The following is a 15,410-nucleotide window of genomic DNA, read 5'->3' as shown; positions in this document are numbered from 1 at the left end:
CGGACCGACGGCCGTCGATGGCGCGTACCGTGTGGGACTCGTCCGTCGGCAAGAAGACCGTGATGGCCGTGAGCGGCCTGATCATGCTGCTGTATCTCGTCGTCCACATGATCGGAAACCTGAAGATCTTCTTCGGGCCCGGCGAGTTCAACCACTACGCCCACTGGCTGCGCACCGTCGGCGAGCCCTTCATGCACTACGAGTGGACGCTCTGGCTCATCCGGATCGTCCTCGTGGTCGCCGTCGTCGCCCACGCCACCTCCGCGTACCAGCTCAGCCGCCGTGACATCCGGGCCCGGCCGAGCAAGTACGTGCACAAGAAGGCGCGGGCCAGCTACGCGACACGCACCATGCGCTGGGGCGGGATCATCCTCGGCCTCTTCATCGTCTGGCACATCCTCGACCTGACCACCGGCACCGTGCACTCGGGCGGCTTCCAGGAAGGTCACCCCTACCAGAACGTCGTCGACACCTTCTCCACCTGGTACGGCAACGTCATCTACATCGTCGCGATGCTCGCCCTGGGCCTGCACATCCGGCACGGCTTCTGGAGCGCCGCCCAGACCCTCGGCGTCGGCAGCCGCACCCGCGACCGCGCCCTCAAGACCGTCGCCAATGTCCTCGCGCTGCTGCTCACGGCCGGTTTCCTCGCCGTACCCGTGGGCGTCATGACCGGAGTGGTGAGCTGAAATGGCCTCTGAATACACCGAGTTCACGACCGGCGAGCCCCTCGTCGACCACAAGGCGCCCGCAGGCCCCGTCAACGAGCGCTGGGACACGCGCCGTTTCGAGGCCAAGCTGGTCAACCCCGCCAACCGGCGCAAGCACACGGTCATCGTCGTCGGCACCGGGCTGGCGGGCGGCTCCGCCGGGGCCACGCTCGCCGAACAGGGCTACCACGTCGTCCAGTTCTGCTATCAGGACTCCCCGCGCCGCGCCCACTCGATCGCCGCCCAGGGCGGGATCAACGCGGCGAAGAACTACCGCAACGACGGCGACTCCGTGCACCGGCTGTTCTACGACACGGTCAAGGGCGGCGACTTCCGCGCCCGTGAGTCCAACGTCCACCGGCTGGCGCAGATCTCCGTCGAGATCATCGACCAGTGCGTCGCCCAGGGCGTGCCCTTCGCCCGCGAGTACGGCGGACTCCTCGACACCCGCTCCTTCGGCGGCGTCCAGGTCTCGCGGACCTTCTACGCCCGCGGCCAGACCGGACAGCAACTGCTGCTCGGCGCCTACCAGGCCCTGAGCAGGCAGATCGCCGCCGGGAACATCGAGATGCACGCCCGAACCGAGATGCTCGACCTGATCGTCGTCGACGGACGGGCCCGGGGGATCGTCGCCCGTGACCTGATCACCGGGGAGATCTCCAGCCACTTCGCGGACGCCGTCGTCCTCGCCTCCGGCGGCTACGGCAACGTCTTCTACCTCTCGACGAACGCCATGAACTCCAACGCCACCGCCGTCTGGCGGGCCCACCGGCGCGGCGCCCACTTCGCCAACCCCTGCTTCACCCAGATCCATCCGACCTGCATCCCGCGCACCGGCGACCACCAGTCCAAGCTCACCCTGATGAGCGAGTCGCTGCGCAACGACGGCCGGATCTGGGTGCCGAAGGCCAAGGGTGACCGGCGGCCCGCGAACGAGATCCCCGAGGACGAGCGCGACTACTACCTGGAGCGCATCTACCCGTCCTTCGGCAACCTCGTGCCGCGCGACATCGCCTCCCGGGCCGCCAAGAACGTCTGCGACGAGGGGCGCGGCGTCGGACCCGGCGGACAGGGCGTCTACCTCGACTTCGCCGACGCCATCGCGCGGTTGGGCCGCAAGGCCGTCGAGGAGAAGTACGGCAACCTCTTCGACATGTACGCGCGGATCACCGCCGAGGACCCGTACACGGTCCCCATGCGGATCTATCCCGCCGTGCACTACACGATGGGCGGACTCTGGGTCGACTACGACCTCCAGACCACCGTCCCGGGCCTGTTCGCGATCGGCGAGGCCAACTTCTCCGACCACGGCGCCAACCGCCTCGGCGCCTCCGCGCTGATGCAGGGCCTGGCCGACGGCTACTTCGTCCTCCCGGCCACCATCAACGACTACCTGGCCCGCCACCCCGGCCAGGACCCGGTCGACGCCCAACACCCCGTCGTACAGGAGGTGTTGGCGGAGACCGAGGACCGTCTCAACCTCCTCCTCTCCGTCGACGGCGACCGCACCCCCGACTCCTTCCACCGTGAACTCGGCGAACTGATGTGGGAGTTCTGCGGAATGGCGCGGAGCGACAGCGGGCTGCGCAAGGCCCTCGAACGCATCCCGCAGATCCGCGAGGAGTTCTGGCGGCGGATCAAGGTCCCTGGCACCGGCGAGGAGTTCAACCAGTCGCTGGAGAAGGCCAATCGCATCGTCGACTACCTCGAACTGGCCGAGCTGATGTGTCTCGACGCCCTGAACCGCGCCGAGTCGTGCGGCGGCCACTTCCGCGAGGAGTCCCAGACCCCGGACGGCGAGGCGGAGCGCAGGGACGACGAGTTCTCGTACGCCGCCGCCTGGGAGTTCACGGGGACGGGCTCTGCCCCCGTCCTGCACAAGGAAGACCTCGTCTTCGAGTACGTCCACCCCACCCAGCGGAGCTACGCATGAAGCTCACCCTGCGCGTCTGGCGGCAGCGCAACGCCGACGCCGACGGCGCCATGTCCACGTACGAGGTGGACGGCATCTCGGCCGACATGTCCTTCCTGGAGATGCTCGACACCCTCAACGAGGAACTCATCCTCAAGGGCGAGGACCCCGTCGCCTTCGACCACGACTGCCGCGAGGGCATCTGCGGCGCCTGCTCGCTCGTCATCAACGGCGACGCGCACGGACCCGAACGCACCACCACCTGCCAGCTCCACATGCGGTCCTTCGAGGACGGCGACACCATCGACGTCGAGCCGTGGCGTGCCGCCGCCTTCCCGGTCGTCAAGGATCTCGTCGTGGACCGGTCCGCCTTCGACCGGATCATCCAGGCCGGTGGCTACGTCACCGCCCCGACCGGCGCCGCCCCCGAGGCCCACGCCACCCCCGTACCCAAACCGGACGCCGACTTCGCCTTCGAGCACGCCGAGTGCATCGGCTGCGGGGCCTGCGTGGCCGCCTGCCCGAACGGCGCGGCGATGCTCTTCACCTCGGCGAAGATCAACCACCTGAACGTCCTCCCGCAGGGCGCGCCCGAGCGCGAGACCCGCGTCCTCGACATGGTCGCGCAGATGGACGAGGAGGGGTTCGGCGGGTGCACGCTGGCCGGCGAGTGCGCGACCGCCTGTCCGAAGGGCATCCCGCTCGTCTCCATCACCGGGATGAACAAGGAGTGGCTGCGCGCGACCCGCAAGGCGGGCAGCAGGTAGCCGCCACCTCGGGAGATGACCGCCTCCCCACCGGGAGATGACGGCCTCCTTACCAGGAACGTTCGCCGACAAGATGCGGACGGGCGGGACCGGGAGTGGTGCTCATTGCCGGTCCCGCCAAGCACCCCTGGCATTCAACAAGCTCACACCCGCACTCTCTTCGAGGGTCACGCGCCGGACAGCCGAGGTCGGAAGAACTGATGCGGCCGGACGTAACGGGACCGGCCAGCTCGCCGCCTCGCCGTCCCCGGCCCGTGACCAGGAGAGAGCCATGACCGGCGTTTCCACCATCGAACGTCCCCCGCTCCCCGCCGCACCCACCCGCTACACCGTCACCCTCGCCCGCGACGAGGACGACGTACGCGCCGCGCAGCGGCTGCGCCACGACGTCTTCGCCGGTGAACTCGGCGCCCTGCTGTCCTCCCCGCAGCCCGGCCTCGACGTCGACCCCTTCGACGCGTACTGCGACCACCTGCTGGTCCGCGACACCGTCACCGGCCAGGTCGTCGGCACCTACCGGCTGCTGCCCCCGGAGCGGGCCGCGGTCGCCGGACGCCTGTACTCCGAGGGCGAGTTCGACATCTCCCCGCTCGACGCGATCCGCCCCGGCCTCGTCGAGGTCGGCCGCTCCTGCGTCCACCCCGACCACCGCGACGGCACCGTCATAGGCCTCATCTGGGCCGGGATCGCCCGCTACATGGTCGACCGCGGCCACGACTGGCTGGCCGGCTGCTGCTCCATCCCGCTCTCCGACGGCGGCACCCTCGCCGCCGGCACCTGGGACCGCGTCCGCGACCGGCACCTGGCCCCGGAGGAGTTCCGGGTACGTCCGCTGCTGCCCTGGTCCGCCGAGGGCGTGACCCGTCCCACCGGCCGCACCGAACTGCCCCCGCTGCTGCGCGGCTACGTCCGCCTCGGCGCCTGGGTCTGCGGGGAGCCCGCCCACGACCCGGACTTCGGGGTCGCCGACCTGTACGTGCTGCTGTCGATGCGCCGGATCAACCAGCGCTATCTGCGGCACTTCCTCTCCCTCGTCCCGGCCTGATGAGCGTCTGGCTGCCCAGCGCGCCCTGCACCCCGAGAGCGTGCGTGGAGACGAAGGGTGCCACGACGGCCCCACCCCTGGCCGTCCTGCGGCTGATGACCGTCCTGGTCGTCCTGCTCGCCGGCATCACGCTGTGCCCGCTCGGCAGGAGGATCCCTGCCGGGTGGGTACGGCTCTGGGTCCGAGTCATCGTGCGGTCGGCCGGGGTGCGGCTCAGGGTGACCGGCCCCGCCGCCCCCACCGGGGGCCTCCTGATGGTCGCCAACCACATCTCGTGGCTGGACATACCGCTGCTGGCCGCCGTACGGCCCGCCAGGATGCTGGCCAAGGCCGAGATCCGGGGGTGGCCGGTGGCGGGCGCGCTGACCGCGAGCAGTGGGGCGCTGTTCATCGAGCGGGACCGGTTGCGGGCGTTGCCGCAGACGGTCGGGAAGATCGCCGACGCGCTGCGCGAGGGTACGGCTGTTGTTGCCTTCCCCGAGGGGAGCACCTGGTGCGGCAAGGCCCAGGGGCACTTCCGCCGGGCCGTGTTCCAGGCCGCCCTGGACGCGGGGGTGCCTGTTCAGCCTGTGCACCTTCACTACCGGGTTGCCGGGGGTGCGGCCAGTACGGCGCCCGCGTTTGTCGGGGAGGACTCGTTGCTGACCTCGGTCTGGCGGGTGGTGTCGGCGCGGGGGTTGGTGGCGGAGGTGGAGGTGCGGGATGTGATTGTGCCGGGTCATTACTTGGATCGGCGTGCGCTGGCCCTTGCGGCTCAGCCGCCGGTCCTCGCACCTGGCTGCATTCATGCCCCTACACGCGAAGCAGGCGTCGGATCCGTCGGACGGACTCCAGTTCCGTATGTGGAGACTTCTCATAACTCTCCAGAACTCGCTGTCCGAATTCCTGGCGAAGTTTCCGTGAGTCTTGAGCGGCCAGCAGGTACTTGAGATCCGCGAACGTTGTCCAGGAGTAGTATTCCGCTTTTATGGATCCTGCTTGACCGGAAAAGGAGAATTCATCCGAAGGTGGCGCCCCTCTGAGATCGGCAAGGATGACATCACGTAAGGCCATCATATGTGCCGACGACGATGACGGATTGTATATCTCACTCACTTCGTCGGTGTATGCGAGCGCGGTCTTCTCTTCGCAGGCGGGGCGTGCGATGAGCCCGAGAATGATGCGGGTCCCCTGAGCCGCTGTTCCTTGCAGTTCGATGTCCCTCTTCCCGCTCTCGAACGCCTCGCGATACCTGCCCTCCTTGCTGTACAGGCGGGTCAGTACGGCGAACGGTGGGACGAGTGTCTGCGGTACCCGCCGCCCTGCCGGCGAGCTCTGTGGCGTGCGCGACCACAGTTGCAGCCAGGCTTCGGGCGGCCTCGGCGCTTGCGGTGAACCGAGATCCCGCACTGCCTGCTCGACGCAGTGCACCAGCTCGGATGTCCGCCAGCCAAGGTGGTAGCGCACGTATGCCAGATTGCTGTTGATGACCGACAGCCACCAGGTGTCAAGGTTCGGTGCTACGTTCAGCGCCTTGTTCAAGAAATCGTGAGAACGCTCGAAATGACCGTCCCATACGGCCGCACAGGCAATGTTATTCAACCATCTGGCATATTCCGACAAGTCTTGCCGTCGATCCGACTGGGCAATCCTCAGGCCCAGGTCGAAGGACTTTCCGTACTCCTCGTTGTCGAAATAGAAAAAGAATCGATGCACCATGCTTTCGAGTTCCTGGTCGGCTCGTACGGTGCCGTTTCCCGAGTCGGTCCGAGCCAGTCTTTCGATGATGGCGGTTGTCAGCGCACCTGACAGAATGAGACCGAGCGAGGCCAAGAGCTCACGCCTGGTCCAGGTCATGTGAACCGATGCGTGATCCAAAGTGCCGATCACGACGGTCGCGTGGCTGCTTCCTCCGGCGCCGGGCGCGGTCAGCGCCCGAGTTGTTCCGGGCCCGGCTGGGGAGGGAGTGTCACGTGAACGCCTCCTTGGACGACGCCTGCCGTGAACGACCCCCTTCCTTCGGAACGAACCTTGATGTCACCACTGACCGCGATGCCGGCCTCTCCGGCCGAGACTCCGCCGTCGGTCCGCGATTGGCCTGAGAGCATTTCGTGCAACAGGTCGACCACCAGTACTCGGTCCCCTTCGTCCACGGATTCCAACAGAGTCTGGAACTGGGCACACAGCGACGCGGCCAGCAGGGCGCTCGCCCGTTCGATGTCCGCAGGGTCGGTATCGCTGTTCAGCGTCAGAACCGACCGGTCCAGACGTCGCAGCGCGGCCTCGGTTCGTGTCACGTCTCCGCGCCCGAAGACCTCGGCCACCCGAACCCGCATGGCTGCCCAGGCATCGGTGCCAAACGCATGGGCTGCCGCTGCTCCGGCTGCTGACGCCAGAGCCATCAGGGTCTCCGTAACCATGCCGCCACCCTTGGCGTGGGGATGGATGAGCTGTCTCTCCTCAAGATGGGCCTGGGCGGCAAGGCGGTCAAGACGCGGGTCCGAGGCCGACAGCGCGATCGTCCTGACATGGTTCAGATCGTCTTTACATGGTTCAGAGTGCCGAACTCCGAGCGGTCGTGACGGCGGCCAGTCGGCGGTAGGAGTCCAGCAGGGCATCCCGGTCGTACGTGCTGGTCGTGACCAGGACATCCTGGGCGCCTGTTTCCTTCAGTACCGTCGTCAGTTCGTGGGCCACCTCGTCCGCCGTGCCGGCGATGTGGCCCGTGAGCCCGGACTCGTAGAAGCCGCGCTCCTTGGCCGTCATCGTGCGGGACTCGACCTGTTCGGCGGGCGGCAGGGGTGGGAAGGTGCCGTGCGTCCGGGAGTACGCCATAGACCAGGCTTCGGGGATCAGGAGCCGTCGGGCCTCCGCAGCTGTGGCGGCCACCGCTACCGTCCCCGAGATGACCACGTACGGCTCACTCGCCCAGGCCGAGGGCCGGAAAGCGGTGCGGTAGGTGTCGATTCCGCGCAGCATCCGGTCGCGACTGCGCAGGTCGCCGATCACCATCGGCAGGCCCGCTCGGGCGGCGATCGTGGCGCCCTCGCCCATCGCGAGCACGAAGGGCGGTACGGCCAAGCCCTCGGAGGGGCGGGCCCGTACCCCCGTCGCGGAGGTGCCCGTGAACCAGCCGAGCAGTTCGTCGAGCTGGGCCGCGAAGTCCTCGGCCATGTCCTTGTCGCGGCCCAGGGCCCTGCGCACGCCGTCGGTGAAGCCGACCGAGCGGCCCAGGCCCATGTCGATCCGGCCCGGGAACAGGGACTCCAGGACCCCGAACTGCTCGGCCACGACGAGGGGTTGGTGGTTGGGCAGCATCACTCCGCCCGTGCCCACCCGGATCGTGCGTGTCGCCGCCGCGACGGCTGCGGCCAGTACCGTCGGCGCGGAACCGGCTACACCGGGCACGCCGTGATGCTCCGAGACCCAGAAGCGGTGGAAGCCGAGCCGTTCCGCCTCCCGGGCCAGTGCGACCGTGTCCCGGAGGGCCTCGGCGTCCGGGTGGCCCTCCCGGGTGCGGGAGCGGTCCAGGACGGAGAAGCGGGTCGCCGACAGGATCGACCCCGCGGTGGGGCGTGGTACTGGGTTCGGCATGGCTGCTCCGGACATCCTCGGCTGTGTCCTTGTCAGCGATCTTCCGGCCGCCTCTATTCCTCGCGGCCCGCCGGGCACCTGTGCGAGGGTGCTGTACATGTCGACTACACCGGACGGACGGCCCATACCTCCCGCGCATGCCGACGAACGCGTCATGCTGAGTGCCTGGCTCGACTTCCACCGGGCCACGCTCGCCCTGAAGTGCCAGGGCCTCGACGACCGGCAGTTACGTCTGGCCTCGGCGGCGCCCTCCGAGCTGACCCTGCTCGGGCTCGTCCAGCACCTCGCCGAGGTCGAACGGAACTGGTTCCAGCGGGTGTTCGCGGGTCTGGACGTGCCTCTCGTCTACGCGGAGGGCAAAGGGGACGGGTACACCCTGGTCCCCGGGCGCGGGCTCGACGAGGCGCTGGACGTCTGGCGGGCGGAGATCGCGCGGAGTCGTCAACTGGTCGCCGACGCGGCCTCGTTGGACGAGTCCGGACGCCTCTCCGAGGCGGAGGCCGTCCACCTCGGTGGCCAGGGGATCTCGCTGCGCTGGATCATGGTCCACATGATCGAGGAGTACGCCCGGCACAACGGCCACGCCGACCTGCTGCGCGAACTCGTCGACGGGACCACGGGGGCCTGAGCCCCGACAAAAGGTTCAACATCACCAATCAGCAAGGGGATTCAACGTGTCTGCGCCACGCCTGCGGGCGACTCCGCTGCCGGGTATCGGGGTTCAGTACGACCTTGTCACGCGTGAGCAACGGCATCTGTCGGTCGTGGCCCACCGGGACGGCGGCCGTACCGTCAACCTGTACCGGGCCGACGATCCGGACTCGTGCGCCCAGTCGCTGCGGCTGACCGCGCCCGAGGCCGCCTCGCTGATCGACGCGCTGAGTCCGTCGCACCACAGCTCCAGTCTGCTGTCCACCACCCCCCTTGGCCTGGTGGCGGAGCGGATCGAGGTGGCCGGTGGCTCGCGCTGGAACGGGCGGGTGCTCGGGGAGACCCGGATGCGGACGGAGACCGGCGCGTCCGTGGTCGCCGTGCTGCGGCGGGCCGAGGCGATCCCCTCGCCGACGCCCGACTTCCGGCTGGCCGGCGGGGACGTGATCATCGTGATCGGTACCCGCGAGGGCGTCGACGCGGCCGCGTCGATACTCGGACGGGAGTGACATCGCCATGCACTCCCAGGTCCTGCTGATCGAGTTCGGCTCCATCATCCTCGCGCTCGGACTGCTCGGCCGGATGGCCGCCCGGCTGAGCTTCTCCCCGATACCCCTCTATCTGCTCGCCGGTCTGGCCTTCGGCGAAGGCGGACTGCTGCCCCTCGGCGCGAGCGAGGAGTTCATCGCCACCGGCGCCGAAATCGGCGTCATACTCCTGCTGCTGATGCTCGGTCTCGAGTACACGGCCAGCGATCTCGTCTCCAACCTCAAGTCCCATTACCCGGCAGGGCTGGTCGACTTCACCCTGAACGCGTTGCCCGGCGCCGCCGCCGCGCTGCTGCTCGGCTGGGGTCCGGTCGCCGCCGTCGTGCTCGCCGGGGTCACCTGGATCTCGTCCTCCGGAGTCATCGCGAAGGTGCTGGGCGACCTGGGCCGGGTCGGCAACCGGGAGACCCCGGTCATCCTCAGCATCCTGGTCCTGGAGGACCTGGCGATGGCGGTCTATCTGCCCATCGTCACCGCCCTGGTGGCCGGCGTCTCGCTCGCCGCAGGCAGCGTCACCCTGGCTATCGCGCTCGGCGCCGCCGGACTGGTGCTGTTCGTGGCCGTCCGCTTCGGCCGGGTCATCTCCCGCTTCGTCTCCAGCGACGACCCCGAGAAACTGCTGCTGGTCGTCCTCGGCCTGACCATCCTCGTCGCGGGTATCGCCCAGGAGCTCCAAGTCAGCGCCGCCGTAGGGGCGTTCCTCGTCGGGATCGCGCTGTCGGGGGAGGTCGCGGAGGGCGCGCACACGCTGCTCAGCCCGCTCAGGGACCTGTTCGCGGCCATCTTCTTCGTCTTCTTCGGGCTGCACACCGACCCGGCGAGCATCCCGCCCGTTCTGCTGCCCGCGCTCGGCCTGGCCGCCGTCACGGCGTTGACGAAGATCGCCACCGGCTACTGGGCGGCCCGGCGCGCCGGGATCTCGGTCAAGGGCCGCTGGCGCGCGGGCGGCGCGCTGGTCGCCCGGGGTGAGTTCTCCATCGTCATCGCGGGCCTCGCGGTCACCGCGGGCGTCGAGTCCGACCTAGGTCCGCTGGCGACGGCGTACGTCCTGATCCTGGTTGTCGCGGGCCCGCTCACCGCCCGCTGGACCGAGCCCCTGGCCGCCCGCGTCGGTGCGTGGCGGGCCCGGCGCGCTCGGCCCGAGACCCCGGCCGAGGCGCCCACGGACGAGGCGGTGCAGCCCACGACCGTCGGCGACTGAAGAGAGCCCGTACGAAGCCATCCGCCCCGGGAACGCGCCCGGCGGTGGGTGGCTTCGGCATGTCCGGCTTCGTCGCCGTTTGCCGCAACTGCCGTGTCTCCTGCGGAGATTGACGTTCCCTTTGCTTCCCGTTGACATTCCGCACGGCTTAAAGTTAGGTATGCCTTACCTAACCGCCAGTTGAGAAGGGTGTCCTTCCGATCATGAGATCTCTGCTGTCCGCACGCACCGCCGCCCGCGCCGGTCTCGCCGTCGTCGCCTCCGCCGCGCTGACCCTGGGTCTCGCCACCTCGGCCTCCGCCGCGACCTCGACCCGTACCGTCGTCGACGGCACCACCACCTACAACCTGTCGCTCACGGCGCCCGACACCGCCGCCGCGACGGGCCAGGTCATCACCGTCACGGGCAGCGGTTACAACACCGGCCAGGGCATCTACGTCGGCCTGTGCGCGGTGGACGGCGCCGCGGGCGTCAACAAGCCGACGCCCTGCCTCGGCGGCCAGGACGAGAGCGGTTCGACCGGTGCCTCGCACTGGATCAACAACACCTTCGGCGGCCTCTTCGCCAACAGCTCCACGTTCGGCACCGGCGGCACCTTCAGCGTGCAGATCTACGTCAAGGCCACCCTCGACGACGGCCAGGTCTGCGGCGAGGACGTCACCTGTGCCGTCGTCACCCGCGCCGACCACTTCGACACGAACGACCGCAAGTACGACGTCCACGTGCCGATCACCTTCCAGTAGTCGTCCCGCAGTCACAGAACGGGGCCCGGCCGGTCGATATCCGGCCGGGCCCCGCCCGCCTGGCCCATTCCCGAGGACCTCATGACTCATTCACGCCGCAGACTCTGGGCGGCGGCCTCGCTCTCCGCCGCCTCCGCCCTCTCGCTCGCCACCCTCGGCGCCGGCTCCGGTGCCCAGGCCGCCGACACGCCGAAAACCGCCCTCGGCAAAGAGGGCCAGCGGCTCACCGTCTCCGCCTCCGCCGGTCTCGCCCCCGACGGCGAGACCCTCCAGGTCACCGGCGCGGGATACGACCAGACCAAGGGCATCTACGTCGCCCTCTGCAAGGACAACGGCGACAACCGCGTCCCCAGCCCCTGCCTGGGCGGCTCCGACACATCCGGCGACGGCGCGGCCTCCCGCTGGATCGTGCCCAAGGGCGACACCTACGAGGGTGACCTCGCCGTGGCGTACGGCGACGGCGGCACCTTCGACGTGACGCTCGACATCAAGTCCGCGGGCGACGGCCTCGACTGCGCCACCGTGTCCTGCGCGATCGTCACCCGCGTCGACCACCGGGGCAGCGGCGACCGCTCCCAGGACGTACGCGTCCCCGTCACCTTCACCGGCCAGGAGCCCGGAGGCGGCGGCGAGGGCGTCGACGTACCCGCCGGGACCGTCAGCTACCGGCAGGCGGCCGAGTTCACCACCACCGGCAAACCGCTCGACGTCCTCCTGCACCCCGACTCCGGGAAGCTGTACGTCGGTTCGGACAACCTCGCCGACACGGCCGACGTCGACGAGCGTGGCCTGTACGTCCTCGACCCCGCCGACGGCACCGTCCGCAGCCACATCAGCCAGGCCCCAGGAACCAACGGCGTCCTGCGCACAGCCGCCGCCGCGCAGATCGCCGCCGCACTCCCCGGGGACGGCGTCCTCTACCGCTATCCCCTGCGCGGCATCGGCACCGCGAAGGACGGCGACGCGAGCGCGAGGGGCATCTGGCTGACCGGCGCGACCATCACCGACCTCGCCCCCGGCACCGCCGCCGACAGCGTCCTGGTCGCCCAGGGCGCCACCCTCTCCGAGCTGGAGACGGCCACCGGCGCCGTCCGGCGCACCCTCACCCTGGACGGCGGACGCCGGCTCGCCCTCGACTCCGCCCGGTCGGTCGTCTGGTCGGCGGGGGCCTCCGGCGGACTGCTGCGGCGCGTCGACACCGGCACCTTCACCGTCACGGCGACCGCCGAACTCCCGGACGCGGCCATCGGGTTCGTCGAGACCGACTCCGCCACCGGCAACGTCTGGGTGGGCGCGGGCAGTTCGGTGCTCGTCTTCGACCAGGACGCGAAACTCCTCGCCACGATCGAGGGCACCGACGAGGCCGCCGCAGCCGCGTTCGACCCGTCGACGGGCCGTGTGTTCGTCGTCCGGCAGGACAACGGCGACACCGGCAGCGGTGGCGACAACAACGGTTCGCTCGCCGTGTACGACACGACGACGTACAAGGTCGCCGTCGAGGCCGTCCCGCTGCCGGGCAACCAATCCCAGCTCGGCTCGGCCGCGATCACCGTCGCCGCCGACGGCAGGACGGTCTACGTGACCAGCCCCGCCGAGGGCAAGGTCGTCAAACTGGACCGGTTCGTGTCACCCAAGGTCGTCCAGACACCGACCGACCAGACGGTCACGGTCGGCGACACGGTCACCCTCATCGCCCAGGCGGAGGGCGCCCCGGAACCGACCGTGCGCTGGCAGGTCAGCACGGACGGGGCCCAGACCTGGCAGGACCTGCCGGACGCGACGGCGAACACGTACGCCTTCACCGCCGAGACCGGCCACGACGGCCACCGCTACCGCGCCGAGTTCACCAACACGGCCGGCACCACCCGCACCACGCCCGTCACCCTCACCGTGACCGCCGAGTCGACCACCGGGGGAGACACGGGCGGGGACACCGGTGGTGATACGGGCGGCGACGGCGGCACGACCGGCGGAACCGACGGAGGCACCACCGGCGACAGCACCAACGGCGGTACGACTGGCGGCAGTTCGACTGGAGGGGGCACGACCGGGGGCTCCACCACGGGCGGCACCGACACCACCGGTGGCTTGGGCTCCACCGCTGGCGGTACCACGGCCACCGGGTCCACCGGCGGCAGCCTCGCCTCCACCGGCGTCGGCGTCATCGGGATGGCAGGGGCCGCCGCGGCGCTCACCGCGGCCGGCTGGTTCGCGTACCGCCGTGGTCGGGCGAAGGGAACCGACGGGCTTGGCCCCCACACCGGAACGGACTGAACCGGAACGACTCTCACGACTCCTGCGGCGGGACCGCCCGCACCAGCCCCGACTGGTAGGCGATGACGACCAGTTGGGCCCGGTCGCGGGCGCCCAGCTTCGTCATCGCGCGGTGCACATGGGTGCGGACGGTCAGCGGACTGACGTACAGCTTCTCCGCGATCTCGTCGTTCGAACCGCCCTCGGCCGCCAGGCACATCACCTCCCGTTCGCGGGTGGTGAGCGCCGCGAGCCCCTCTGGGGTCGCCAACTGGGTGCCTGGAGCGGGGGAGTTGAGGAAGCGCGTGATGAGTGTGCGGGTCGCGTTGGGGGAGAGGAGGGAGTCACCGGCGGCCACCGTGCGGATGCCCGCGAGCAGCGCCTCGGCGGTGACGTCCTTGCCGAGGAAGCCGCTCGCGCCGGACCGCAGCGCCTGGGCCACGTACTCGTCCGTCTCGAACGTCGTCAGGATCAGTACGCGTGTCGCGGACAGCTCCGGGTCGGCGCAGATCGCGGCGGTGGCGGCCAGACCGTCCGTCCCCGGCATCCGGATGTCCATCAGGACGAGGTCGGGGAGGTGGGTACGGGTCAGCTCGACCGCCTCGCGGCCGTCGGTGGCCTCGCCGACCACCGTCATGTCGGTCTCGGAGTCGATCAGGATCCGGAACGTCGCCCGCAGCAGGGCCTGGTCGTCGGCGAGCAGGACACGAATCGTCATCAGGTGCGCTCTTCTTCTTCGGAGGGCCGGGGGTAGAGGGGCAGCGCGGTGGAGACCTCGTAACCGCCCTCGGGGCGGTGTCCTGCCTCCAGGTTGCCGCCGACGGACTGGGCGCGCTCCCGCATCCCGATGAGACCGAAACCGCGCGCGGGCGTGGCCGCGGCGGGACCCGCCGGGACCGTGACGGCGGTGGCGTTGTTGGTGACCGTGATGGTCAGCCGGTCCGCCGAGTACGCGAGCCGCACACACGCCGTGGCGCCGACGGCGTGCTTGGTGATGTTGGTGAGCGCCTCCTGCACGATCCGGTACGCCGTCAGGTCCACCCCCGGGGACAGCGGCCGCTCCTTGCCCACGGTGGTGAGGGTGACGGTGAGCCCGGCCGACTGGACCGTGTCGATCAGCTCGGGCAGCCGGGAGAGCCCGGGGGCGGGTTCCAGCGGCGTGTCGTTGTCGTCGGCGTGGCGCAGCAGACCGACTGTGGCCTTGAGTTCGCGCAGCGCCGACGAGGTCGTGCCGGTGAGGTCGTTCAGCATCCGGCGGGTCTGCTCCGGGTTGCTGCGCGCGAGGTGTGCGGCCGTGGTCGCCTGTGCGTTGGCCAGGGCCAGATGGTGGGCGACGACGTCGTGCAGCTCCCGTGCGATGCGCATCCGCTCCTCGGTCACCCGGTGGCGGGCCTCCTCGTCGCGGTTCCGCTCGGCGTGCTCGGCACGGGCGTGCACGGCCTCCAGATAGGCGTGGCGCATACGCCGGGAGCTGCCGGTGGCGACCGGGACCAGCACATAGGCGATGGGGGCGACCGTCTTGAGGACGAGGGGATGGTCGACCGGGTCGAGGATCGTGGCCGTGGCCACCAGCAGGACGATCATGCCGATGGTGTAGATCCGGGTCGTCCGCCGGTCGGTGAGGATGGCCAGCCAGTAGATCGCGACCATGGCGGGCGCCAGCATCAGCACGGTGAGCAGATAGCCCAGCGCGCTCGCGGTCATGGCGCAGACCGTGGTCACCATGACGGCCGTACGGGGATGGCTGCGGCTCAGCAGCACGCCGGCGCACGCGTTGACGGCGATGATCGCGGCGGGCCACAGCTCCTCGCGCTGGGTGCTGCCGGCCAGGGTGATCCGGGCGCCGACCAGGAAGAGGACGAACAGCGCCACGACGATCACCGTGTCGACGACACGGGGATGACGTGCCATGGCGCGCTCCACATCGATGCTCATCGTTTCTCCGGTCAGGTGGCGTGGATCCATGGTCCACGACAGTGCGTCATGACGTCCGGCGAGGGCCGCCCG

The 15,410-nt window shown here is 69.8% G+C and carries 14 protein-coding genes; 10 read left to right on the top strand and 4 right to left on the bottom strand.

Translation table 11 applies throughout. From position 1 onward, the window contains the following. The first annotated feature begins 17 nt into the window (after positions 1-17). The 5 genes from ACFYXF_RS17800 (at position 18) to ACFYXF_RS17780 (ending at position 5,363) form a co-directional block, all read left to right on the top strand. Positions 18-689, top strand: coding sequence for a succinate dehydrogenase (locus ACFYXF_RS17800; RefSeq protein WP_389350757.1), 672 nt, complete (start codon positions 18-20; stop codon positions 687-689). 1 nt (position 690) lies between these two features. Further along, positions 691-2,643: a fumarate reductase/succinate dehydrogenase flavoprotein subunit gene (locus ACFYXF_RS17795; protein ID WP_389350518.1), complete on the top strand. Its 1,953-nt coding sequence runs from the start codon at positions 691-693 to the stop codon at positions 2,641-2,643. Further along, positions 2,640-3,389 (top strand): succinate dehydrogenase/fumarate reductase iron-sulfur subunit, encoded by a 750-nt coding sequence (locus ACFYXF_RS17790; RefSeq protein ID WP_389350517.1) that lies wholly within the window; start codon positions 2,640-2,642, stop codon positions 3,387-3,389. The genes ACFYXF_RS17795 and ACFYXF_RS17790 overlap by 4 nt, the downstream gene beginning before the upstream one ends. Before the next feature lie 271 nt (positions 3,390-3,660). After that, positions 3,661-4,434, top strand: coding sequence for a GNAT family N-acetyltransferase (locus ACFYXF_RS17785; RefSeq protein ID WP_389350516.1), 774 nt, complete (start codon positions 3,661-3,663; stop codon positions 4,432-4,434). Continuing rightward, positions 4,434-5,363: a lysophospholipid acyltransferase family protein gene (locus tag ACFYXF_RS17780; protein ID WP_389350515.1), complete on the top strand. Its 930-nt coding sequence runs from the start codon at positions 4,434-4,436 to the stop codon at positions 5,361-5,363. The genes ACFYXF_RS17785 and ACFYXF_RS17780 overlap by 1 nt, the downstream gene beginning before the upstream one ends. 978 nt (positions 5,364-6,341) lie before the next feature. Here the strand turns inward: ACFYXF_RS17780 and ACFYXF_RS17775 are convergent. Beyond that, positions 6,342-6,833, bottom strand: a complete 492-nt coding sequence (locus ACFYXF_RS17775) for a hypothetical protein (protein WP_389350514.1) — start codon at positions 6,831-6,833, stop codon at positions 6,342-6,344. 133 nt (positions 6,834-6,966) lie between these two features. Next, positions 6,967-8,007, bottom strand: coding sequence for an LLM class flavin-dependent oxidoreductase (locus ACFYXF_RS17770; RefSeq protein WP_389350513.1), 1,041 nt, complete (start codon positions 8,005-8,007; stop codon positions 6,967-6,969). A 97-nt stretch (positions 8,008-8,104) separates the two neighbouring features. Here ACFYXF_RS17770 and ACFYXF_RS17765 point away from each other — a divergent pair, with 97 nt between their 5' ends. From ACFYXF_RS17765 to ACFYXF_RS17745, 5 genes are all read left to right on the top strand, one after another. Then, positions 8,105-8,635, top strand: coding sequence for a DinB family protein (locus ACFYXF_RS17765; protein ID WP_389350512.1), 531 nt, complete (start codon positions 8,105-8,107; stop codon positions 8,633-8,635). A 46-nt stretch (positions 8,636-8,681) separates the two neighbouring features. Beyond that, complete coding sequence (locus ACFYXF_RS17760; RefSeq protein ID WP_389350511.1) at positions 8,682-9,167, top strand: cation:proton antiporter regulatory subunit; 486 nt, start codon at positions 8,682-8,684, stop codon at positions 9,165-9,167. Positions 9,168-9,174: 7 nt separating this feature from the next. After that, entirely contained in the window at positions 9,175-10,407 is a 1,233-nt protein-coding gene (locus tag ACFYXF_RS17755) for a cation:proton antiporter (protein WP_389350510.1), read from the top strand. Between the two features lie 203 nt (positions 10,408-10,610). Then, positions 10,611-11,150 carry a hypothetical protein gene (locus ACFYXF_RS17750; RefSeq protein ID WP_389350509.1) on the top strand — a complete coding sequence of 180 codons (540 nt, stop codon included), beginning with the start codon at positions 10,611-10,613 and terminating at the stop codon, positions 11,148-11,150. An 81-nt stretch (positions 11,151-11,231) separates the two neighbouring features. Beyond that, positions 11,232-13,424 carry a hypothetical protein gene (locus ACFYXF_RS17745; protein WP_389350508.1) on the top strand — a complete coding sequence of 731 codons (2,193 nt, stop codon included), beginning with the start codon at positions 11,232-11,234 and terminating at the stop codon, positions 13,422-13,424. 13 nt (positions 13,425-13,437) lie between these two features. On the opposite strand, the gene ACFYXF_RS17740 is transcribed toward ACFYXF_RS17745, so the two are convergent. Both ACFYXF_RS17740 and ACFYXF_RS17735 read right to left on the bottom strand, forming a co-directional pair. Beyond that, on the bottom strand, positions 13,438-14,121 hold the full coding sequence (locus ACFYXF_RS17740) for a response regulator (protein ID WP_389350507.1): 684 nt from the start codon (positions 14,119-14,121) through the stop codon (positions 13,438-13,440). Continuing rightward, a complete protein-coding gene (locus tag ACFYXF_RS17735; protein WP_389350506.1) occupies positions 14,121-15,338 on the bottom strand; it encodes a sensor histidine kinase in 1,218 nt (405 codons plus the stop codon). Before ACFYXF_RS17735 ends, ACFYXF_RS17740 begins: the two co-directional genes overlap by 1 nt. Positions 15,339-15,410 lie beyond the last annotated feature (72 nt).

Origin of the sequence: Streptomyces sp. NPDC002680 (assembly GCF_042889145.1) — a bacterium.
In the GTDB taxonomy this organism is placed as follows: domain Bacteria; phylum Actinomycetota; class Actinomycetes; order Streptomycetales; family Streptomycetaceae; genus Streptomyces; species Streptomyces adonidis.
The sequence above is the reverse complement of the archived record's forward strand: the minus strand, read 5'-3'. Positions and strand labels throughout refer to the sequence as shown.